This window comes from Paenibacillus lycopersici, from assembly GCF_010119935.1.
Taxonomy (GTDB): Bacteria; Bacillota; Bacilli; order Paenibacillales; family Paenibacillaceae; genus Paenibacillus_Z; species Paenibacillus_Z lycopersici.
This window is the reverse complement of record NZ_CP048209.1, coordinates 5,157,636-5,180,000: the sequence shown is the minus strand read 5'-3', so window position 1 is coordinate 5,180,000 and position 22,365 is coordinate 5,157,636. Positions and strand designations below refer to the sequence as shown.

The 22,365-nt window shown below is 61.7% G+C and carries 17 protein-coding genes (1 of these 17 cut by a window edge); 12 read left to right on the top strand and 5 right to left on the bottom strand.

Annotated features, from left to right (window positions below; genetic code table 11):
* The 7 genes from GXP70_RS22775 to GXP70_RS22745 form a co-directional block, all read left to right on the top strand.
* Positions 1-1,710: the 3' portion of an ABC transporter ATP-binding protein gene (locus tag GXP70_RS22775; RefSeq protein ID WP_162358954.1), read on the top strand. Its footprint begins 48 nt before the window's first position; only the last 1,710 of its 1,758 coding nucleotides appear in the window; its start codon lies beyond the left edge, outside the window; its stop codon occupies positions 1,708-1,710.
* On the top strand, positions 1,707-3,500 hold the full coding sequence (locus GXP70_RS22770) for an ABC transporter ATP-binding protein (protein WP_162358953.1): 1,794 nt from the start codon (positions 1,707-1,709) through the stop codon (positions 3,498-3,500). The genes GXP70_RS22775 and GXP70_RS22770 overlap by 4 nt, the downstream gene beginning before the upstream one ends.
* 55 nt (positions 3,501-3,555) lie before the next feature.
* Positions 3,556-4,173 (top strand): GNAT family N-acetyltransferase, encoded by a 618-nt coding sequence (locus GXP70_RS22765; RefSeq protein ID WP_225442525.1) that lies wholly within the window; start codon positions 3,556-3,558, stop codon positions 4,171-4,173.
* Positions 4,174-4,441: 268 nt separating this feature from the next.
* Entirely contained in the window at positions 4,442-5,338 is an 897-nt protein-coding gene (locus GXP70_RS22760; RefSeq protein ID WP_162358952.1) for a helix-turn-helix transcriptional regulator, read from the top strand.
* 29 nt (positions 5,339-5,367) lie between these two features.
* The gene (locus tag GXP70_RS22755) at positions 5,368-6,003 is read left to right on the top strand and encodes a D-sedoheptulose-7-phosphate isomerase (protein ID WP_225442524.1); all 636 of its coding nucleotides are present in this window, start codon (positions 5,368-5,370) and stop codon (positions 6,001-6,003) included.
* Positions 6,000-6,986: an ROK family protein gene (locus GXP70_RS22750; protein WP_162358951.1), complete on the top strand. Its 987-nt coding sequence runs from the start codon at positions 6,000-6,002 to the stop codon at positions 6,984-6,986. Before GXP70_RS22755 ends, GXP70_RS22750 begins: the two co-directional genes overlap by 4 nt.
* On the top strand, positions 6,986-9,463 hold the full coding sequence (locus GXP70_RS22745; RefSeq protein WP_162358950.1) for an alpha-mannosidase: 2,478 nt from the start codon (positions 6,986-6,988) through the stop codon (positions 9,461-9,463). Before GXP70_RS22750 ends, GXP70_RS22745 begins: the two co-directional genes overlap by 1 nt.
* 447 nt (positions 9,464-9,910) lie before the next feature.
* On the opposite strand, the gene GXP70_RS22740 is transcribed toward GXP70_RS22745, so the two are convergent.
* A complete protein-coding gene (locus GXP70_RS22740; protein WP_225442523.1) occupies positions 9,911-12,865 on the bottom strand; it encodes a family 78 glycoside hydrolase catalytic domain in 2,955 nt (984 codons plus the stop codon).
* Positions 12,866-13,260: 395 nt separating this feature from the next.
* On the opposite strand from GXP70_RS22740, the gene GXP70_RS22735 reads away from it, so the two are divergent.
* Together GXP70_RS22735 and GXP70_RS22730 are read left to right on the top strand one after the other, a co-directional pair.
* Positions 13,261-14,424 carry an MFS transporter gene (locus GXP70_RS22735; protein ID WP_225442522.1) on the top strand — a complete coding sequence of 388 codons (1,164 nt, stop codon included), beginning with the start codon at positions 13,261-13,263 and terminating at the stop codon, positions 14,422-14,424.
* Between the two features lie 110 nt (positions 14,425-14,534).
* The gene (locus GXP70_RS22730; protein WP_162358947.1) at positions 14,535-15,581 is read left to right on the top strand and encodes a Leu/Phe/Val dehydrogenase; all 1,047 of its coding nucleotides are present in this window, start codon (positions 14,535-14,537) and stop codon (positions 15,579-15,581) included.
* Between the two features lie 159 nt (positions 15,582-15,740).
* Here GXP70_RS22730 and GXP70_RS22725 read toward each other — a convergent pair whose 3' ends face one another.
* Positions 15,741-15,944, bottom strand: a complete 204-nt coding sequence (locus tag GXP70_RS22725; RefSeq protein ID WP_162358946.1) for a hypothetical protein — start codon at positions 15,942-15,944, stop codon at positions 15,741-15,743.
* A 117-nt stretch (positions 15,945-16,061) separates the two neighbouring features.
* On the opposite strand from GXP70_RS22725, the gene GXP70_RS22720 reads away from it, so the two are divergent.
* On the top strand, positions 16,062-17,882 hold the full coding sequence (locus GXP70_RS22720) for an ABC transporter substrate-binding protein (RefSeq protein ID WP_162358945.1): 1,821 nt from the start codon (positions 16,062-16,064) through the stop codon (positions 17,880-17,882).
* Positions 17,883-18,045: 163 nt separating this feature from the next.
* Here GXP70_RS22720 and GXP70_RS22715 read toward each other — a convergent pair whose 3' ends face one another.
* Complete coding sequence (locus GXP70_RS22715) at positions 18,046-18,786, bottom strand: alpha/beta fold hydrolase (protein WP_162358944.1); 741 nt, start codon at positions 18,784-18,786, stop codon at positions 18,046-18,048.
* 168 nt (positions 18,787-18,954) lie between these two features.
* On the opposite strand from GXP70_RS22715, the gene GXP70_RS22710 reads away from it, so the two are divergent.
* Positions 18,955-19,485, top strand: coding sequence for a YfiT family bacillithiol transferase (locus GXP70_RS22710; RefSeq protein ID WP_162360629.1), 531 nt, complete (start codon positions 18,955-18,957; stop codon positions 19,483-19,485).
* A gap of 255 nt (positions 19,486-19,740) precedes the next feature.
* Here GXP70_RS22710 and GXP70_RS22705 read toward each other — a convergent pair whose 3' ends face one another.
* Both GXP70_RS22705 and GXP70_RS22700 read right to left on the bottom strand, forming a co-directional pair.
* Entirely contained in the window at positions 19,741-20,208 is a 468-nt protein-coding gene (locus GXP70_RS22705) for a RidA family protein (RefSeq protein WP_162360628.1), read from the bottom strand.
* Positions 20,208-20,789 carry a DJ-1/PfpI family protein gene (locus GXP70_RS22700; RefSeq protein WP_318652388.1) on the bottom strand — a complete coding sequence of 194 codons (582 nt, stop codon included), beginning with the start codon at positions 20,787-20,789 and terminating at the stop codon, positions 20,208-20,210. Before GXP70_RS22700 ends, GXP70_RS22705 begins: the two co-directional genes overlap by 1 nt.
* 121 nt (positions 20,790-20,910) lie before the next feature.
* Between GXP70_RS22700 and pdxR the strand changes: the two genes are divergently transcribed.
* Positions 20,911-22,362: a MocR-like pyridoxine biosynthesis transcription factor PdxR gene (gene pdxR, locus GXP70_RS22695; RefSeq protein WP_162358942.1), complete on the top strand. Its 1,452-nt coding sequence runs from the start codon at positions 20,911-20,913 to the stop codon at positions 22,360-22,362.
* Positions 22,363-22,365 lie beyond the last annotated feature (3 nt).

Below are 22,365 nucleotides of genomic sequence, written 5' to 3'. Positions count from 1 at the left end.
CTCCGCTACCTGCGCCCCGTCAAATGGCGACTGCTCGCGCTGCTGCTTCTGCTGCTGGCGACGACGGCGCTTCAGCTGTTGAACCCGCAGCTCATTCAACGATTCATCGACCGGGCGACCGGGGGCGGGAGCGTGTCAAGCCTGCTGACGCTGGCTGGACTGTATCTCGCCGCCGCCGTGTTCAGTCAATTGTTCTCGGTCTGGCTCAGCTACCTGGGGAATGACGTCGCATGGCGAGCGACCAACCAGATTCGGGCCAATTTGCTTCAGCACACGCTGCGGCTCGACATGAGATTTCAAAACGTGAAGACGCCGGGCGAGATGATTGAACGCATCGACGGCGACGTGAACAGCATGTCCAATTTCTTCGCGATGTTCGTCGTCAAGATCATCGGCAGCTTCGTCCTGCTCGCAGGCATTCTCGGCTACATGTTCGCCTACAATTGGCCGATCGCCGCGACCATGACGGCGTTCACCTGTCTGTCCATCGGCATCATGTTCCGAATACGCGATTTGGGCGTGAGCGCCTCCCAGTCGGAGCGCCAAGCGAACGCATCGCTCTACGGCTTGATCGAGGAACGGATCGCCGGCATCGAGGACGTGCAAGCGAACGGCGGCGTGCCGCGGCTCATGAACCGCTATCACAAGGCGATGCGCGCGGTCTTCCTTGCCGGGCGCAAGGCGTGGATGCTCCGGATCATGCCGTGGAACGTGACGGTCGCGCTATTCACGGTCTCCATGACCGCCGTGCTGATGGTCAGCGTCTACAATTATTTGCATGGACGGATCACGCTCGGCATGCTGTTTCTCTTCTTCCAGTACACGCAAATGCTGAACGACCCGATCGAACAGCTCGGCGACCAGCTGCAGGAGTTCCAGAAGGCGAAGTCCGGCATGCGCCGCGCACAGGAGCTGCTCTCGCTGAAGAGCGAAATCGAGGACGGCGAAGGCGACGAGCTGCCGCAAGGACCGCTGTCCGTGTCGTTCGAGCAGGTGAATTTCAGTTACAATGCGGATCAGCGGATCCTGCACGACATCTGCTTCGAGCTGAAACCGGGAGAGCGGCTTGGCCTCATCGGACGAACCGGCAGCGGCAAGTCGAGCATCAGCCGGCTGCTGCTCCGTCTCTATAATTTAGACAGCGGCGTAATACGGGTCGGAGGCACGGATATCCGCGATCTGCGCCTGAAGTCGCTGTATCGAAGAGTCGGCATGGTCACGCAGGACGTACAGCTGATCGACGGCACGCTGCGCGACAATCTGACGCTGTTCAATCCGCGGCTATCGGACGAGGAGATTCTCGAGACGGCCGGGCGGCTCGGCCTGCGGCCATGGATCGAGGCGCTGCCGCAAGGGCTGGATACGCGGCTTTCTGCCGGAGGAACGTCGCTCTCCGCGGGCGAAGCGCAATTGTTCGCGCTGACGCGGGTATTCCTGACGCAGCCGAGCCTGATCGTCCTCGACGAACCGTCCTCGCGGCTTGACGCCGCGACGGAATCGATGCTGCAGAAGGCCGTGGATCAGTTGATGGAACGATGCACTGGGATCGTGATCGCGCACCGATTGGCCACGCTGGATCAAGTCGACAAAATCATGATGCTGCGTCAAGGACGCGTCATCGAGTTCGGCGAGCGGGAAGCATTGGCGCAGAATCCGTCCTCGGAATACGCCCGGCTGCTGCGAGCCGACCGACAGGAGGAGCGGGCATGACCGTTACGAAATTCATAGGGAGATTGTTTCGCTACAACCCCGCTCTGTATCTTGTCAACGGCTTGATGTGGGGGATCTTTCACGCGATGCCCGTCGGCATCGGGCTCGGAATGAAATGGTTTTTCGACCGGGCGACAACCCAGTCTCACGATTATCGCTGGCTCGTGCTGCCGCTGATCGTCGTGGCGCTGGTCCGTTTTGCCAGAATCGGCATGTTTCTGGCGGCCTTCTACAAGTGGGCGACGTATTTCTATCACATCCAGGCCGTTCTTCGCCGCAATATGCTCGCAGGGATTATGCGCTGGCCCGGCCGCAATCTGCCGGCTTCGCCGGGAGAAGCGATGACCCGGTTCCGGGAAGACGTGGACGAAGTCGTCGAATACGTGGAATCCTGGGTCGATTTCTGGGGCCGCGTCATTTATGCGGTCACATGCATCGTGATTATGGTGCGCATCAACTGGCAGATCACGCTGGTCGCGATTCTCCCCCTCGTCGTCGTCACGCTGTTCAACAACCTGTCGGGCAGCCGGGCTAGACGGTACGCCCAGTTGAACCGGGAAGCGACCGGCCGTATTACCGGTTTCATCGCCGAGACGTTCGGGGCCGTGCAGGCCGTGAAGCTCGGCCAGGCGGAAGACCATGTGCTGAACCGTTTTCTGAAGCTGAACGAGGGCCGGAGGAAGGCGGCTTTGCGCGACAATCTGTTCCGGCAGTGGATGCGCTCGCTCAATCAGCACGTGCTCAGCATCTGCACGGGCGTCATCCTCCTGATGTGCGCCGCGGAGATGAAGGCGGGCCGGTTCACGGTCGGCGACTTCGCGTTGTTCACGTCGTATCTGAGCACGTTCGCGTTCAGCGTTTCGCTGTTCGGGTATATGGTATTCCAGCATAAGCGGCTGCGCGTCGCGCTCGACCGCATGCGGATTTTGTTTCGTCCGGGCGAGGAGGACGACATCATGGAGCATGGCGAAATCCATCTGTACGGCGATCCGCCGGAATGCGAAAGCCCGGCCGCGCTTGCGGAAGATCGCCTGCTGAGCCTGGAGGTTCGAGGCCTGTCGTATACGTACCCCCATTCAACGAACGGTATTCGGGATGTCGGCTTTCGTCTGGAACGCGGCAAGTTCCTGGTCATTACCGGCCGGATCGGATCGGGCAAATCGACGCTCGTGCGCGCGCTTCTCGGCCTGCTGCCGAAATCGGAGGGCGAGATTCGGTGGAACGGGCGGGTGATCGATGATCCGGCCAGCCACATGAAGCCGCCGCGGACGTCCTATACGCCCCAAGTGCCGCGGCTGTTCAGCGACACGCTGCGCGAGAACATGACGCAAGGCAATCCGGCTGGCGCGGAGGAGCTGGAACGCGCGATTCGATTGGCCGTCATGGAGCAGGATCTGCGCTCGTTAGAGAACGGGCTGGAAACGTTCGTCGGCCCCCGCGGCGTCATGCTTTCCGGCGGACAGATTCAACGTGCCGCGACGGCCCGGATGCTGATGACGCGCTCGGACGTGTTCCTCTTCGACGATTTGTCCAGCGCGCTCGACGTCGAGACGGAGAGAACGTTATGGGAGCGGTTGTTCCGGGAACCGGACATGACCTGCATCGCGGTATCGCATCGGAGGGCGGCGCTGGCGCAAGCCGACCATATCCTTGTCATGAAGGACGGGCGAATCGAAGCCGAAGGCACGCTGGCCGAGCTGCTGGAGACCAGCACGGAGATGCAGCTGCTGTGGCAGGGCGAGGAAACGAAAGCGGATGTCGAGGAAGACGAGGTCGAGCAGCCGGCGTAAGCGGCGCAAGCCGACCTGCTTCCGGTATCTTGGACGGTGCCGGTGAGGATCGAGCATGGTGAGAAGTGAGGCCGACAGCCATCATGCGCCGTCGCATTCGCGCAAGGAGCTGCGCGAAGTGCCGGAGGCGAAGGAGATGAATCCTATGGAATCGCAATTGATCATACGGCGAATGACCCGTGACGACGTAGAAATGCTGTATCGGGAACTTAACGGACATGGGATCGGAAATACCTACGATAAAATCGAACGATGCTGGCAAGAAAACGTGCTGGAGCAGCGGATCACGCTCGTTGCCATACACGAGAATGCGTTCGCCGGGTGGCTGCATCTGTTATCGCGTTCCCATTATCCGCCGTTCGTGGACGAAGGCATCCCGGAAATCAATAACTTCGACGTCGTACCGGCGAAGAGGCGGCTTGGCATCGGCAGCGCTTTGATGGATGCCGTTGAAGCCATCGCGTTCGACAAGCATGGCATCGTAGGCATCGGCGTCGGACTCTATCATGATTACGGCAATGCCCAACGTTTATATGCGAAGCGAGGGTACATTCCGGATGGCAGAGGCATTTCGGATCACGGCAAGCCGGTCGAGCCCGGAAGTTACGTACAGGTAGGACATGAGCTGGTGCTGTGGTTAACGAAAGAGCCGGCGCGCGAGCAGCGGGTATGAAACCTTAACATGTAGATCGAAGACACGAAGGCAGCCGAATGAAGATGAACCGCGCCCCAATCGTTAGTCATCATCCAGCGATTGGAAGCGCAGTTCAATTATTCGGCTGCCTTCGTTCATTAGGGTAATGCCGTACCGGAAACGCAGCAGGGGGCTATTGAAAAGTTGGCAGGATTGTATAAATGATTTCGCATAATTGTCATGCCGGCGATGGAGGGATGATTTATAATGGCACTAGAAGCATGCGTATGCGGAGAGGTGAGCCTGCGTGGCAGATGTAGGATCTTATACGGTGCCGCTCGCCCAGTTGCAGCGGCTTATCATGCAGCCGATTCGAATAGGCGGTCTTACGATCATCCTTTTGGATGCGCTTTCAGCGGAGCATGACCAGGATTGGAAGCATCCTCCGCATCGCCATCCCTGGTATGAATTCAATTATGTATCGCAAGGCGGGCTGTTCACGACTTCGGCCGGGGCGGAGTTCCGAATCGAAGCCGGACAAGCGTACCTGATTCCGCCCGGCGTCGTTCATTCGCACCGGCATTTGCCCGGCGAGTCGGACGACGGCTTCTGCCTGCGCTGGCAGATCGTGCAGGAGGAAGGCGGCGCGGCGAACATAACGGCGGATGAAGCGGAGTTTATCCAATGCTTGTCGCTCCCGCGGCCTTATGCGCTTCAACCGGACATGACCGAAGGACTGCGCGGCTTGCGTCCGGAGATGAGTCTGCTTGCGCTGCAGGCGGCTTTCGCGGCATGGCAGACCGGGCTGTTCGATGCGTGGCGCGCCGCCCCGTCGATTCCGCGGGAGCCGTCGCAGGATCAAGGGGCTCTTGTCGTCCGGCAGACGCTTCTGTTCCTGCAGGCCTACTACGCCAATGAAGTTCGCGTGGAGGATATCGCCACGGCGCTCCATGTCAGCTACAGGAATTTGGCGCGGCTGTTCCGGCGGCAGACGGGCTTGACGGTCGTGGAGAAGCTGAACGACATCCGCGTGCAGCAGGCGAAGAAGCTGCTGCTCGAGACGGATATGCCGATGAAGCAGATCGCGCTCGCGGTCGGGCTCAGGAACGAGTTTTATTTCTCGCGGCTGTTCAAGCAAATCGCGATGACGACGCCGTCGGAGTTTCGCTCCCATCGGGGCGAGGCGCGCGCGTCGAAGCGTTAACCGAGGCGAACAAGGAAGGAGCGTTAGTCGTGCATCCGATATTGAAATCGATGGTCGACCGGTATCCGGAGCTTCAAGGCTGCGTACCGGATATCGACAAGGCTTACGCGTATCTCGCCGACGCCTACCGGGGCGGCGGCAAACTGCTGGTATGCGGCAACGGCGGCAGCGCTTCGGACAGCGAGCATATCGTAGGCGAGCTGATGAAGGGCTTCATGTCCAAGCGGCCGGTACCGGCAAGCTTCAGGGAAACGTTGACGCGCCTCTTCCCGGAAGAGGGGGAGCTGTTGTGCGACCGGCTCCAAGGGGCGCTGCCGGCGATATCGCTCGTCAGCCACTCCGCGTTGATCACGGCGTTCGCCAACGACGTCAGCGCGGAGACGGTGTTCGCCCAACAGGTTTACGGCTACGGGCGAGCGGGCGACGTGCTGATCGGGCTCAGCACCTCCGGCAATTCGCTGAACGTCGTGCGGGCGATGCAGGTGGCCAAGGCGCTGGGCATCCGGACAATCGGGCTGACCGGCCATGGCGGCGGCATGATGGGGGAGCTGTGCGATGCGGCGATCCGGGTTCCGTCTGACCGGACGCCGGATATTCAGGAATGGCATTTGCCGATCTACCACGCGCTCTGCATGATGGTGGAGGAGGCGTTCTTCGGGACATGAAGCTGTTAGCGGGCGTGGATATCGGAGGAACGAAATGCGCCGTCAGCCTCGGCAGGCTGAATGCCAGTGAAGGCATCGACATCGTCGCCAAGACGAAAATCCCGACGCCGCCAACACCGGAGGCGGCCGTCGGGCAGCTGCTGCAGGCGCTGGACGAATTGCTGAGCCGTCAGGCCGAAGGACGGCTGGCCGCGATCGGCGTCAGCTGCGGCGGTCCGCTCGACAGCCGGCGCGGACTCGTGCTGTCGCCGCCGAATTTGCCCGGCTGGGACGCGGTCGATATCGTGACGCCTTTCAAGGCGCGGTTCGGCGTTCCGGCGGCGCTGCAGAACGACGCCAACGCCTGCGCGCTGGCGGAGTGGAAATGGGGGGCGGGGCAGGGCTGCCGCAACATGATTTTTCTGACGTTCGGCACGGGAATGGGAGCCGGCCTGATCTTGAACGGCGCGCTCTATGCCGGCACGAACGATATGGCCGGCGAGGTCGGTCATATGCGGCTCGAACCGGGCGGTCCCGTCGGTTACGGGAAGGCCGGATCGTTCGAGGGCTTCTGCAGCGGCGGCGGCATCGCGCAGCTGGCGCGGCAGATGACGCGCCGCGCGCTCGATGAAGGCGGCGCGCCGTCCTTCTGCCCGACCGCTGAGGAGCTTCCGCGCTTGACCGCCGAAATCGTGGGGCACGCGGCGGAGGCGGGCGATCCGCTCGCGCAGGCGATCTACCGCGCATCGGCACGGCGGCTCGGGCGGGCGCTGGCGGTGCTGGTGGACGTGCTGAATCCGGAGAGAATCGTAATCGGCAGCATTTTCGGCCGTCAGCGGCAGCTCATGGAACCTGAAGTCCTGAGGGAGCTGGAGCGAGAAGCGCTGCCGCTGGCGCTATCCGTATGCGAGGTGACGCCGGCCGGGCTCGGCGAAGCGATCGGCGATTACGCCAGTTTGTCCGTAGCATTAAATCATCTAAACGAGAATGGGGAGCTGCGTTAATGGAGATGCACAATCGCATTCATCTGATCGGCAATGCGCATTTGGACCCGGTATGGCTGTGGCAGTGGCAGGAGGGATATGCCGAAATCAAGGCGACGTTCCGGTCGGCGCTCGACCGCTTGAGCGAATTTCCCGATTTCGTCTTTACGCGGTCCTGCGCCGCCTATTACCGCTGGATCGAAGAGAATGCGCCGGAGATGTTCGAGGAAATCAAGGCGCGCGTGGCGGAAGGCCGCTGGATCATCGTCGGCGGCTGGTGGATACAGCCGGATTGCAACCTGCCGTCGGGGGAATCTTTTGCCCGTCACGGCTTGTACGGCCAGCGGTACTTCCAGGAGCGGTTCGGCGTCATGGCGAAGGTCGGCTACAACGTCGATTCGTTCGGCCATAACGGCATGCTGCCGCAGCTGCTCAAGAAAAGCGGCATGGATTATTACGTGTTCATGCGGCCCGACAAGAACGAGAAGGAGCTCGAACGCAATTTGTTCTGGTGGGAATCCGAGGACGGCAGCCGCGTGATGGCCTACCGGCTGTCGGAAGCGTATCTGACGAACAAGGATCATTCTATCGAAGAGAAGGTCCTGCGGCACGACGAGATGGCGGATCGCGACGGCCATGCGCATATGGTGTTCTACGGCGTCGGCAACCATGGAGGCGGGCCGACGATCGCGAACCTGCAGGCGATTGGAGCCATGCAGGCCCAATACGGCGAGGAGCAAGTCGCGCTCAGCTCGCCGAACCGGTATTTCGCGGAGCTGGCGGCTGCCGCGCCCGAGCTGCCGGTCGTCAAGGACGAGCTGCAAATGCATGCGATCGGCTGTTATTCCACCCATTCGGAGTCGAAGGAGAACAATCGGCGGGCGGAGCATCGGCTCTTGAGCGCGGAGAAGTTCTCGGCGATGGCCAACCAGCTGCTGGGGCTTCCGTATCCGAAGGAGCGGCTGCAGACGGCATGGGAGAACGTGATGTTCAACCAGTTCCATGATATCATGGGCGGCTGCAGCATCCGGGAAGCGTTTCAGGACGCCCGGGAAGGATACGGGGAAGCGCTGAACATCGGCGCCAAAACGTTGAACGCCGCGCTGCAAAAGCTGTCGTGGTCGATCAACACGATGAAGCCGGAAGTGAAGTCGCTGAGCAAAGAGAAAGATTGGCTGTCGTGGGAGCATGCGGACGTCGGCACGCCTTATGTCGTATTCAATCCGTTGTCCTGGGACGTCGAGGTGCCTGTCGTCGCCAATCGCCGTTTCGCGGGCATCGCGGACGACGAAGGGAACGCCGTTCCGATCCAGACGGTGCGAGCATCCCGGACGAACGGCAGCGACAAATGGGATACGCTGTTCACGGCGCGCGTTCCGGCGATGGGCTATCGCGTGTACTGGTGCTTCCTGACCAAGGAGCTGCCGGCTGCGCCTGTCGCACCGCCCGTGGAGGCGGAAGGCTGCGTGCTCGAGAATGCGTTCCTGCGGGTGGAAATCCAGCCGCATACGGGCTATATCGCCCGCCTGCTGGACAAACGGACGAATACGGACGTGCTTGGCGGACCGGGGGCCGTGCCGATCGTCATCGACGAGCATCACAGCGATACATGGGGCCACGGCCTGCGCAGCTACCGCGACCGGATCGGGAACTTCGCCGACGCCGAGGTCAAGGTGCTGGAGAACGGCCCGCTGCGCGGCACGCTGCGCGTGACGAGCCGGTACAACGGATCCGTCCTGCGGCAGGACTTCATTCTCCATGCCGGCGCGGCGGAGCTGCAGGTGAAGGTGCAGCTGGACTGGCGGGAGCAGCATAAGATGCTCAAGCTGTCGTTCCCGGTTGGCGTCGAGCAGCCGGAAGCGGTGTCGGAAATTCCGTTCGGCCATCTACAGCGGGCGGTGAACGGCTGGGAGCGGCCTGGGCAGCAATGGTTCGATGTCAGCGGCAAGCCGGCTGGCGCTGAGGGCAAGCGCGGGCTGGCGATTCTCAACAACGCCAAATACGCGTACGACGTGCTGGACAACGAAGCGCGGATGACGGTCGTGCGGAGTCCGTTCTTCGCCGACCATTACGGCGTGCGCGACGAGCTGGTGACGTACATGGATCAAGGCGTGCAGGAATTCGCCTACGCGCTCGCGCCGCATGAAGGCAGCTGGCGGGACAGCGGCATCGTGCGCAAGGCATTCGAGCTGAACGTCCCGCCGGTGACGATCTGGGAGACGTATCATGAAGGCGCGCTGCCGCAGCAGCTGTGCGGCATCGCGATCTCGTCGGCGCAAATCGTCGCCACGGCGTTCAAGCTCGCGGAGGACGGCGACGGCTGGATCATGCGCTGCTACGAAACGTCGGGCCGGCCGGCGGAAACGGCCATCGCCCTTCCGCAGCTGGACCGGCAGTGGAACAGCGCGTTCGGCAAATGCGAGATCAAGACGTTCCATATCCCGTTCGACGCGAAGCTCCCGGTCCGGGAAGTGAACCTGGTCGAGTTTCCGCAATAACGCGGAGCGGGGAGCTGCGGTTATGCGGCGGCAGACCAACCGGGACCTGACGGGGCGCTTCTGAAGAGACATGCGAGAAAGTGTAAACGAGCTAGCTAGAAGAGACCATGGATAAGAGCTAGCTAAGGGGATGTACGAGAGCCAGCCAAGGGCATATACAAGAGCTTGCAAAGCACGTATGAAAGAGCATGAAAAAGAACGCTTAATGAAACACGAAAAAGGAGCAAGAGGGCGCATCGCATGACGATCCATGACGATGCCCTCTTGCTCTTTAAGTTTGGTCACTCGCGTGCACCCCTACGAACTACACTGAAGCGAGTCGAGTCGGCCTCGCGAATAAGTCTATTGTTGAAGGACTTTCAACACGTTTTATGGCTAAATAACAGGCCTGTACCTCGTACAACATCGTGTGCTTGTTCACTGCGCATTGCACGTTCCCGCTCGAACCTAGCCGATCGCGACTTGGTTCAACTTCAGCGCGTAACCCGCCGGCGCGGCAATATCGAGCTCCACGGAAGCGGGCGAGACGACGCGCATTGTCATGATCTTCGCGTTCTCGTCTACCTCCCACGATACGTCGATGCGGCCGCTGCCCGGCATGGGCACGGAGCCGCGCGCCCATGCGAGGCCCGACGGATTCGGCGCGATCCGGACTTTGGTCCAGCCTGGCGTTACGCCGCGTACGCCGAGTACTTCCGAGCCGAGGAAGAAGACGGGGCCGGCAGACCAGGCATGGCAGTGGCTGCGGGTCAGCATGTTCTCGTTATGCGACAGGCTGCCTGCGTACACTTCCCATACGGTCGTCGCGCCCTTATCGACCATCGCTCCGTATTGCTGCAGCATATCGCGCGTCATCACGTCCTGCAGGCCGAGCTGCGCCAGCGCTTCATGGTAGAAGAACGACATGAACGGGCTGCCGATCTGCACGAACGACGCCGGCGGCTCCACGATGTAGCGCTGCAGCACGCCGGCTCGCGCTTCGTCCGGAATGCCGCACAGGCTTGCGACGACTTGCGATTGCATGCTCGTCGTCGCGGACGGGCTGCCGTCGACATGAATGCAGTCGAGGTACGCTTGACGCTCATCGTCCCACAGATACGCGTTGATCGCGTCGCGGAGACGATCCGCTGCCGCTTCGAATTGCGCCTGCGAGCCGGCAGCGCCGGCGGCGGCGGCAAGCCGGGCCGCGTCGCGCAGCGCCTTGACGAGGAACATGTTCTGCGGCGCGACGACACCGTCGCCCGGCTGTTCGAACGACGCCCAGTCCAGCAGGTTCCAGCCTCTGATCTTGAAGAGGCCGCGTTCGTCGATGAACGACAGGTAATGCTCCAGCGTGAAGCGGACATGCGGCCACATGTCGCGCGCGAAGTCCGCGTTGCCGGTATAGTCGTAATGCTCGAGGCAGGCCGTTACCCAGAAGAAGGTCCAGTTCGGAATGACGCTGCTCCAGCCGCTCGGCACCTGATCGCCGTACAGCGGCGATTGGAACGCCGATTCCGGCACGAGCCGCAGGATCCGCTCGACGATCTCCGTCGACCCGAACGCGTAGTAGTTGATGAGCGACGCGTTGCGCGCATCGCCGACCCAGAACGTCTGCTCGAAAGCCGGACAGTCGACGAACGTATCCTCCATGCACATCCGCGTCGTATCCCGGCTGATGCGCCAAATTTCGTTCAGCATCGCGCTGCTCGACTGGAAGGCGCCGGCGTTGGACACCGGGAAATTGCTCTGCAGCAGCTTCGCTTCGTACAGCTTCACCGGTCTGGAAGCGCCGCGCACGGTGACCGCCAGATAGCGCAGGCCGCGGCGAACGAGCGAGACGTACGACTGCCTGCCCTCGCGGCAGGTGTAGCGCAGCGTATTGTCCAGCTCGTACGTGCACTGGCGCCAGCCGTCGCGCATGTATTCGAAGCCGTAGAAATCGACGATCGTCCCTTCGGCGGCATCCAGCTCGAACGACAGGTAGCCGGTCAGCTCGCGGCCGAAATCGATCAGAATTTCGGTGTCCAGCTCCGGATGGAGCGGGATGACGCCGGGATCGGCGCTGGCCAGGACGGCGCGCTGGAGCGAGGACGGCATCGGCTGCGGCTGATCGACGACGCGCCAAGCGGTCTCGCTATAGACGTCTGCCGTATGGTACAACCGGCGATCGATCGGACGGATCCACGCCCGGTAATCGGACAGGAGCTGCGGCAGCGAGCCGACGCCTTTCAGCGCCTCGTACGCAGCCGGATTCCGGTCGATCGGCTGCTCGGGCTGATGGTCGATATGCTCCGCCCAGCCGAACGGCCCGATCGCGGCGAAAGGCACTGCCGCGCCAGAGCCGTCGGCCGCATCGGCAGCATGGCCGGTTCCGGCAGCGGACACGGCGTCCGCCGGCTCAAGCGGCGAGCGCAGCTCGAACGGCACGTCGCAGTCCAGGCCCAGATGGAACGAATGGCCGTGATTGCCCCGGTTCAGGTCGAGCAGCAGCAAATGCTCGCCTGCACCGAGCTTCGCCTTGACGAATTGCTGCGGCGCCTCGCCGTAATACGCTTCGTCGGGGCACCATTGGCCGTCGAGGCCGACGCGCAGCGGCATGCGGCCGTTGTCGACGCTGCCGATCGTCAGTTCGCCGTCCTCCGACATCGTCACGACCGCGGCCAAGAAACCGATGAGCGTGACGGGATTGGCGTGCTCGACGCTCTCCGGCACGAGCATCGTGCGCAGATCGAACACGGCGCTCCAAGGCACCGGCTTCACGAAATTCATTTCTTCCACGCGGGCAGGGTAGACAGGCTCTTCCGTCAAATAAGGAATCGGCCGCGGAGACAGCGTCGTCCAAGGCGCCATGCCGGCCTCCCCGATGACCTCCGCCTGCTCCCAACCCGAAGCGTCGAAGCCGGCCAGCTTCCAGCCTTCGTCCCAGCCGCGGCTGTCGAACCGCTCCGTGAACGCCAGTTGGCAGGAGATCCGCTGGGAAGTAGCATCGTAAGCGCTGTGCAGGGCGGTCTGCCAGGAAGCGTCCGTGCGGACGATGGCCGCCGTCTCCGCCGCGCCGTCGCTCGTCTGGACGCAGCGGTCGACCTGAAGCAGCAGGCCCCCGCGGCCGCGCAAATATTGGAAGGTCGCGAGACCGTAATGAAGCACGATGACCGCGATCGCGTTCTCCTCGCCCCGCTTCAGCAGATGACCGATTTCATACTCGTCGTACGGGAGATTGGAAGGGAAAGCGCGGACCGGCCCCCGTCCGACCTGCGTGCCGTTGACATACAATACGTAACGGGAATCGGCGGTCAGCTTCAGCTTCGTTTCCGTTCCCGGCGTCTCCTCATGCTCGTGGAAGAACGTCGTGCGGAAACAACGCCATTCGTTTCGCGGGCTGACTTCGCCTTGCGCCCAAATCCAGGATGCTTGCCACATCGTTGTCTGCCTCCTTGGTATCGTCGATATAGCTCCATTGTAATCGACCTGTCCGCACCGAATAGGGTGCGATACCGACATTATTAGTGGTCTGTTCCGACATTCTGCCGGCAAAGGCATCCGTCAAGCGGAGGCTGTCGTTCCGAAGCAGACAGATCGTGGAAGAAAGGCATGTTTTGCGGCTATATCGGTAGATTAGGGCGGGAGAACGGGGAATTCGGCCTGCCAGTCCATCTGGAAGCGCTTTCCGCTAATGCGTCCGTACCGTACAATGACACCAATGCCGATCAACGGCTGCGCTTTGCGCTACTGAGGGGGACATAGAGAGCATGAAGGCTGGAATCGGACTTCGATGGCAACCAAGGCGAACGGCACACGCCGCGCCGGAAAGGCGTTTGAGCAAAGAAGCGGTGACCGCGCTGCTGATTCATGGCTGTTTTCAATTCGGAGCCTCCATGTCCGGTCTGTTTCTGAATTTGTATCTGTGGAGACTCACGCAGGATCTGTACGTCAACGGCGTATACAACATCATCAATTTTCTGATCACGCCCATCGCCTTCGCGGTCGGCGGCATCATCACGAAACGCAAAGACCGGATGGTCACGTACCGGCTCGGCATTATGATGATCGCCGTCTTCTATCTATGCGTCATTATCGCGCAGGAGCAGGTGGCGTCGTGGTATATGCTGTTCGCCATCTTCAACGGCATAGCCGGCGGTCTGTATTGGACCGGCTATCTCGTGCTCATGTACGACGTATCGACGGAGCAGAACCGGGTGCGGTTTCTGGCGGTCAACATGGTCGTGTTCAACTCGGCGGGTCTCATCGGGCCGGCGCTGGCCGGATTCATCATTCAATGGAGCGGCGGGCTGCAGGGGTATATCATCGTATTCCTGATCGCTTTCGTCATGTTCGTCGTGGCTTCCGTGATCAGTTTCCGGATTCCGTCGATCGTCTCGCATCACAGAGCGTACTATCTGAAGCTGATGGGACTGGTCATGCGCCGGAACGGGCTCTTCGTCAAAGGGCTCGGGGCGTTCCTCGTTCTCGGCTTGTTCCAGGGCATCATGCTGTTCCTGCCGAATATACTGCTCTTCCAAACGTTCGGCCGCGAGGATCTCGTCGGCTATCTGGGCATGTTCTTCTCTTCGCTGACCGTCGCCACCGGCTATCTCATCTCGAGGCGGGTCGGCAAGGAGCCGGTGCGGAAATTCGTCCTGTATTCGTCAGCCGGCATCGTGCTCGGTTCCGTCTTCCTGCTCTACGACGTCACCTCGTGGACGGTGCTCGTGTATATGATCGCGTTCTCCATCTGCAATCCGCTGGCGGTCAATACGCTCACGTCCTACTACTACGGACTGATCGGCAAGCTTCCGCTCAAAGGGCAGCTGCGGGTGGAGTCGGTCGTGATGCGCGAGACGTTCCTGAATTCGGGCCGTATCATCTCCATCGTTCTGCTGCTTGTCATGGCCGGCAATCTGACTTCGCATTGGCTGCCGGTCGTGCTCGCGGCCGTCGCCGCCGCGCAATTCCTGCTGTTCTGGCTCATTAAGGAATAGCGACGCCGCAACATGGAGCCGCGCTAATACCGGACGTACATACATACATAATCCGCATATCCGCCACATACTTATTAGTCTCGTTACTTCAGGGTAAGGGGGGATGCGGCATGGACGTCTGGAAGGAAATGAAGCGTCTGCAGGTGGAGCAGGTCGTATTCTGCCAGGAGGAGCAGTCCGGCCTGCAGGCGGTGATCGCGATCCACAGCACGAAGCGCGGACCGGCCCTCGGCGGCTGCCGGATGCGGGAGTACGCGTCGGAGGAGGAGGCCGTGGCGGACGCGGTGCGGCTGGCGCGCGGCATGACGTACAAGGCGGCCGTCTTCGGACTGCCGTTCGGCGGCGGCAAGGCGGTACTTACGGGCAATCCGGCAACGGATAAAAGCGAAGCGAAATTTCGCGCGCTGGGCCGGTTCATCGAGCGGCAGCAGGGGCGTTATCTGACGGGCGTCGATCTGGGGACGACGGTCAGGGATATGGATTGGATCCGGCTCGAAACGGCGTATGTGACGGATACGACGGGCACGATGATGGCGACGAACGATTTTACCGCGGAAATGACGGCATACGGCGTGCTGCTCGGCATGAAGGCGTCGGCGGACTATCTGCTCGGAAGCGGGGATTTGAACGGCCGGACGGTCGCGGTGCAGGGGCTCGGCAAAGTCGGCTATCTCCTGTGCGGCATGCTTCGAGACGCAGGCGCGAGATTGATCGTCACCGATCTCAGCACCGCGCTCGCGGATAAGGCGGCGAAGACATACCAGGCAAGAGCGGTTGCGCCGGATGCGATCTATAGTGAGCAGTGCGATATTTTTGCCCCCTGCGCCGTCGGGGGCACCCTGAACGACGATACGATCCCGAAGCTCCGGTGCGCCATCGTCGCGGGATCGGCCAACAATCAGCTGGCGGAAGAAGGCCGGCATGCCGAGGAGCTGGAGCGGCGCGGCATCCTGTATGCGCCGGATTACGTCGTTAATGCGGGCGGTCTCATCATTACCGCTTGCGAGCTGCAAGGATTGTCCATGGCGGACAGCAAACGGAGCGTGGAGCGGATATACGGGCTTCTGCTGCAGCTATACGCTCAGGCGAAGCAGGACGGCATACCGGCCGCGGCGGCCGCGAACATGCTGGCGGAAGCGCAGCTGGCGCAGCCGTGAGCGGCGGGGGCGGGGTCCGGCGTAGGCGCTCGCGGTGCGGGAGGTTATCGGCCCTTCGGAAGATATAAAGCTTGTAGATGAATTAGACCTTTTATATGAATTAGACAGCTAGAGGAAGTCGAGGGAAAGAGGGAAAAAGAAAAAGTAAAAAGACGGCCGTCACTTCAGCGAAGTGTCGCGCCGTCTTCTTTCGTTTGACCGTCTGCGCAGCAGCAGCGTCCGCCAGCCTGCCGCGGCGAAGCCGAGCGTCCTCGCCGTGGAACTTGCCGAATATCTCTCTTCCCACAGCCTGCGAAACTCGCCGTCCGCCTCGCGATACTGCCGCAGCTTATCTTCCGTATACGGAACCAGGTATCCATGCATGTTCGATAACCTCCTTGCGATGTCTTGGTTCCATTATCCGCTCGCCAAAAGAGGATAAAAAGAGTAGAATTAATGAAATTCATTTCCCCTTTTCGGGATATACGGAGGTAATCGGGCGTGCAGGCTGTGCAAGTAGAGCGGTATCTGGGTTTAATGCAGCGTTTCGCCGAGGGGACGGGCGTCGGCACGCCGATCGAGGTCATGCTGGACGAGCTTGCGAAGGCGCTGTTCTGCACGACGCGGAACGCGAAGCTCGTCCTGCGGCGCATGGAAGAGGACGGCTTGATCGCATGGCAGCCGGGACGGGGACGCGGCAACCGCTCGCGCATCGTATTCCGGATGGAACAGGACGCGCTCGCGCTCGACATCGCCAAGCAGCTGGCCGGGCTCGGTCATTATAAGCAGGCGTTCGAGCTGCTTCACCGGTTCGGAAGCGGAGCGGCGGTCAAAGAAGGGTTCAACGAATGGCTGACGCTTCACTTCGGTTACCGTTCGGAGACGGGGGAGGACGCCCGGCAGGTGGACCTGCTGCGCCTGCCCGTCAACGTCCCGCTCGTTACGCTTGACCCGGCGGAGGTGTTCTTCGCGTTCGACGCCCATCTCATTCGCCAGCTGTTCGACCGGCTGGTGACGTTCGACGCGCAGGCGAACCGGGTCGTTCCCGCGCTGGCGCATGCCTGGGACTGCTCGACCGATGCGACGGTCTGGCACTTCCATCTGCGCCGCGGCGTCTATTTTCACCACGGGCATGAGCTGACGGCCGACGACGTCGTTCACACGCTGGAGCGGCTGCGAACCGGCAAGGCGAACAGCTGGCTGGTTCGCAGCGTCGTTGCCGTCGAAGCCGCGGGAGCGCGCACGGTCTCGGTCACGCTGGCGAAGCCGAACCGGATATTCGACCGCTTCATGTGCTCGACGGCCGCATCCATCCTGCCGCGCGACCGTATGCAGCAGGACGAGGAGGCGTATTGGCGGCGTCCCGCCGGAACGGGGCCGTTCATGCTCAAGGAGCGGAACGAGGAACGGATCGCGTTGGATGCGAACCCGGGCTATTACTTCGGCCGCGCGCATCTGGACGGGGTCGTGATCGCGCATGTGCCCGCAGGCCAGGGCATCGATTCGGAGTATTGCTGGCAGAGGCTCGCGCTCACGCATGACGTGCGCGAGCAAGAGCGCGACCAGGATTGGGCGAAGCTGGATTCGCTGCTGCAGGGCTGTTCGCTCCTGACGTGGAACCGGAACAAACCCGGGCCGCAGCAATCGCAGTCGTTCCGCAGGGCGGTCGATCTGCTGCTCGACCGATCCCTCATGATTCAGGAGCTGGGGGAGAACCGGATATACGCGGCGCGCAGCTTCCGGCCCGACGCGCACAGCGCGCTGCGGCATGTCCGGAGCGACGGCGAGCAGGCGAGGACGCTGCTGCGGGAAGCGGGCTATGACGGCGCGCCAGTCACGCTCTTCACGCGAAAGTTCCACTTGCGCGACGCCGGCTGGATCCGGACGCGTTGCGCGGAATTCGGCATTCCGGTGGATATTCGGCTGATCGAAGGCGACGATTGCCGGGATCCGGGCGTCATCGAAGAAGCCGATTCCATCCTGTACAGCGTTGTGTTCGCGGAGGACGAGGTGTGCGAGATCGAAACGTACGAGCAGGCGGGCAGCTTCGTTAACGCGCACATGGATCCGGCGCTGCTGGCATGGTCGCTGGGCCGGATCGATTTGGCCTTGGCCGCGGAGTCGCCGGAGCAGCGGCGGTTTCTGCTGGAGGAGATGGAAGACCGGCTGCGCGAGGAAGCGCAGGTGTTGTTCCTGATTCATAAGCGGAGCAACACGGCGTACAAGCCCGAGCTGAAAGGCATCGCCCTGTCCTCGCTTGGCTGGATCGACTTCAAGGATGTCTGGATACAGACCGACGGAGCCGTTCCGGCGCATCGCTAAGCGGACGAAACGACGCAAGGCCCGGCGCTTCGACAGCACCGGGCCTTGCGCGTGCACTTTGGCGAGCGCTTGCGCATGCACTTGCGCGTGTTCTTACGCGAGCGCTTGCGCATGCACTTGCGCGTGTTCTTACGCGAGCACTTGCGGGTGCATATGCCGCCTGTCAGGCGAGGCTCGCCAGAAACGCATGAACATGCTGCAGCATGCCAAGCGTGATGACGTGATTGACCCGTTCGAAGGCGTGGAACCGAACGGCCGACTCGGCGGTTCGGCGCCGAGCCGCTTCTTCGGCGAAATCATGCTGGCTGCCGATCGGTACGAACGTATCGTCCAGGCAGTGAAGGAGCAGCAGCGGCTTCGAGGACGCGAGAATGCGTTCGCGAGGATCATGCTGCGCCAGGGCTGCCTCCTCGTCCGGCGCGATGGCGGGCAGGCCGGCTTGCTCGCGGTACAGCTCCTCGAAGCGCAGCCAGGAGCAGGAGCCGTTGATAACGACCGCGGAGCGGATCGCATCCTGCTCGGCGTAGGTCCCTGCGGCGATAAAGCCGCCCGTGGAGTGTCCGACGATCGCCGCGGGCAGACCGGATTGTACCGCCAGCGCTGCGGCGATCGCCCCGGCTTCGCTAACGCCCTGGACGACGACGTTCCAGAAGTGCCGCTGCAGCGCAGACGAGCTCCAATAGTCCAACGTCCCCCGTTCGCCGTGCAGCGGCAGCTCCGGTATGATGACGCGATAACCCCATCCGGCGATCAGAGAGGCGAAGAAGCGGTAACTCTCCTTCGTCGAGCCCCAGCCATGCGCGAGCACGAGCTGGCCGATCGGTTCGCCCGCGGGAGACAGCGTGATGCAGGGCACGTTGCAGATATCGTGGCGATTTTCGCGTTGATGTTCGATTTGGTTCATGGCAGTATCGCAGCTCCTATGTCGTATATGGTGGCGCAGCGCGGATACGATCGGGCGCTTCGCCCGGTTGTTCATGGTTCGCAAGACCGCTCTGCTTCTTGTTCCAATCCTGCTATAATAGTAACAGATTTGCGACTATCAGAGCGAGGTGCATGGAAGATGACGGCAATGCCGGAGCAATTGAAGTATCCGATCGGGCGGTTCGCGGCGCCGGGCGACATCACGGCCGGCATGCGCAACGAATGGATCGAGGAAATCGCGGCGCTGCCGCGCTTGCTGCGCGAGGCGGTCAGCGGCTTGACCGAAGAGCAGCTCGGCACGCCGTACCGCGACGGCGGCTGGACCGTCCGCCAGGTCGTGCATCATCTGCCGGACAGCCATATGAACAGCTTCATCCGGTTCAAGCTGGCGCTGACGGAGGAGAAGCCGACCATCAAGCCGTACGACGAATCCGCTTGGGCGGAGCTGCCCGATGCGAAGGGAGCGCCGGTCGAAGCGTCCTTGTCGCTGCTCGAGGCGCTGCATGAGCGCTGGGTCGCGCTGCTGCGCAGCATGGACGAGGCGGCATTCGCGCGCGTGTTCGTTCATCCGGAAACCGGGAGGGAAATCCGGCTGGATACGAACCTGGGCATCTACGCTTGGCACGGCAAGCATCATCTTGCCCACATTACCGGGCTGGCGAAACGCAGCGGCTGGTAAGTAAACCGGCTATTCCCCGATCAGCCGACTTCTGACGTAACCGTACTGCCGTACAGCCGTTTCCGTACAGCCGTATCCGTACTGCCGTATCCAACTGCCGTGCCGTACAGCCGTATCCGTATTGCCGTACCCATACTGCCGTGCCGTACAGCCGTACCCGTACTGTCGTACTCGCACCACCATCTGCACACAGAACGCCGCTGCGCGCCGGAACAACGATCCGAGCCCGCAGCGGCGTTCTGCCGTTGCATCTCCTTACCTGTCCGGCTGCATCCGAATTTCGAATATAGAATCGATAATGACCGGCAGATCGTCCCGCAGCGAAACGGCGCCGAGCACGGAACGCGCATGCACGCCCTTCTCGCCGAATACGTCCAGCATGAGATCGGAACAGCCGTTCAGCACGCGATGATGCTCTTCGAAATGGGCAGTTGCATTGACGAAGCCCTGCAGCTTCACGACCCTTCGGACATCGTCCAGGGAGCCGAGCGCCGATTGCAGCACGGCGAGAATTTCGATGCCGGCGAGCCGAGCGAACCGGTAGCCTTCCGCCGTCGTATAGTCTGCTCCAAGCTTGCCCTTCGGATGCCCCGCGGGTCCTTTACCCGATACGAACAGCAGGTTGTTCATCCGCACGCAATTGGCATATCTCGCCGCAGGCTCGCTCGCGGCAGGCAGCGCAATGCCCATGGCTCTCAATCGTTCGGCAGCCGTTTGTTCCATCATGCTCGTTCCTCCGGCGTTGGACGATGATAGAAAGGATAGTCCATCCGCGTTTGAATGTTCTGCGCGATTTGATCATTCGTAATGGAAGCAATGAAATACAGGCCGAGGTCGATGGAGGCCGTTATGCCGCCGCCGGTGAACAAATCGCCGTCTCGCATGACCCGCGCTTTGACCGCTTCCTTGCAATAGGGCTTCAAGGCATCAAGCGCCAGCGGATTGGTCGTAATCGTCTTATCCTTCGTGAAGCCTGCCGCCCCCAGCAGCAACGCCCCCGTGCACACCGAGACTTTATAGCGCACGTCCGCGGCCGTACGGATCCAATCCATGAAGACGGGATCGTGGACAAGCAGCCGTGTCGCCATGCCGCCGGGGACGAAGATCAAGTCGTAGGCAGACAGGTCGGGCAGCACGCGATCCGCCAATATGCGCATGCCGCGATCGTCCGTGATGACGCTCGCATTGGCGCAATAGTCCCACGACAGATCATTCAGCACCTCCTGTTTCTTCAGCCAGGTTACCGCATGATGGAAGCCCTCGAAATCCAGCGTCGTCATCCCGTCAAATAATAGAAAAGCCATTCGCAAAGCGACATCCCCCTTTGGATTGCTGCAATCTATCCTTGATGCGCGCGCAATTCAAAGCTTATACTACTCATGACCCGTTAAAAAGGTACAGATTGAATCGATATTAAGGGGTCAGATGAGAGGGGGAAGCGTCATCGACCTTGCTCTTACGTTCGATGCGGACGAACCGCTCTATAGACAGTTGTACAGCCAAATTCGGACGCGGATACAGGACGGCGTTCTGAAGGACGGGACGAAGCTGCCTTCGATCCGCTCGCTCGGCCGCCAGCTCGGCATGAGCAAAACGACGATCGAAACCGCCTATCATATGCTGCTTGAAGAAGGCTTCGTAATCGGCAAAGAACGAGCGGGGATGATCGTCGTCAATCCGGGAGCGGGGCGTCTGAAGACCGCCGTCCCCGATGCACGGCAGGAGCCCGCCGGCGAGAGCGATGCAGCGGCGCAAGCAGGAGGGAGCGGGCAGGGGAGGGCCGTACGCGCACGGCCGATCGATTTCAGCCTGCTGACGATTGACGGGGATGCGTTCCCGGTCCGGCTATGGAAATCGGTCGTCGGCGAGTCCATCGCGATTCATGCCGATTCCCTTCACGACTACGGCGATCCGCAAGGCGAATATGCGTTTCGCGAAAGCTTGGCGCACTACCTCCAGCAATCGCGGGGCGTGCGGTGCTCGCCGGAGCAGATCGTCGTCGGCACCGGCATTTCGTCCAGTCTGCAGCTGCTCGCCAGACTGCTGGGAGAGCGGCTTGCGATCGGCATCGAACATCCCGGCATCGCGCAAGTCGGCCGGATTTTCAGGCAGAACCGGCTTCGGCTGCTACCGTTCGCCATCCCCGAAGGCGGGGGATTGGCGCAAGAGCTGGCGCGTCATCGAATCCAGGCGTTGTACGTGACGCCTTCGCATCGCCCGACGGGCGAGCCGCTGCCGTATGCGGTCCGCCAGCAAATGCTTCAGTGGGCTTACGCGCATCGAAGCTATATCATCGAAGACGATTACGACGGGGAGCTGAGGCTGTCCGGCAAGCCGATCCCGTCGCTTCAAGGGCTGGACACGGGCGGCGCGGTTATTTATCTCGGCTCGTTCTCGAAAGTGTTTACGCCGGCGCTGCGAATGAATTACATGGTGCTGCCGCCGCGACTGGCGGAAGGGCTGCATGCGATCGACCCTGTCTTCGCCTGTCCGTCGCGGATGAATCAGTGGGCGATGCAGCTGTTCATGTCCCGCGGCCACTGGTACCGTCACTTAAGGCGGATGCGCAAGCGGTACCGCGTCAAGCGCGAGACGCTCGTCGAGCTGCTCCGCCGCCATCTGCCGGAGGCCGTTCGGGTCGGCGGCAGCGGCTCGGGGCTGCATCTCGAATTATCGGTCTCGGCCTCTGCCGGCGCCGGGCGGCTCATCGAGTTGGCCAGGCAAGCAGGCGTGCTCGTCTATGGCAGCCAGGACGAGCCGGCGCGGCTCGACGGCGGCAGCCCGAAGATCTATCTGGGCTTCGGGGGCGTGAAGGAGGAGGATATGGAGCGTGGCGTCCGGCTCCTGGCGGAAGCGTGGTCGTCCGCGTACGATTAACGA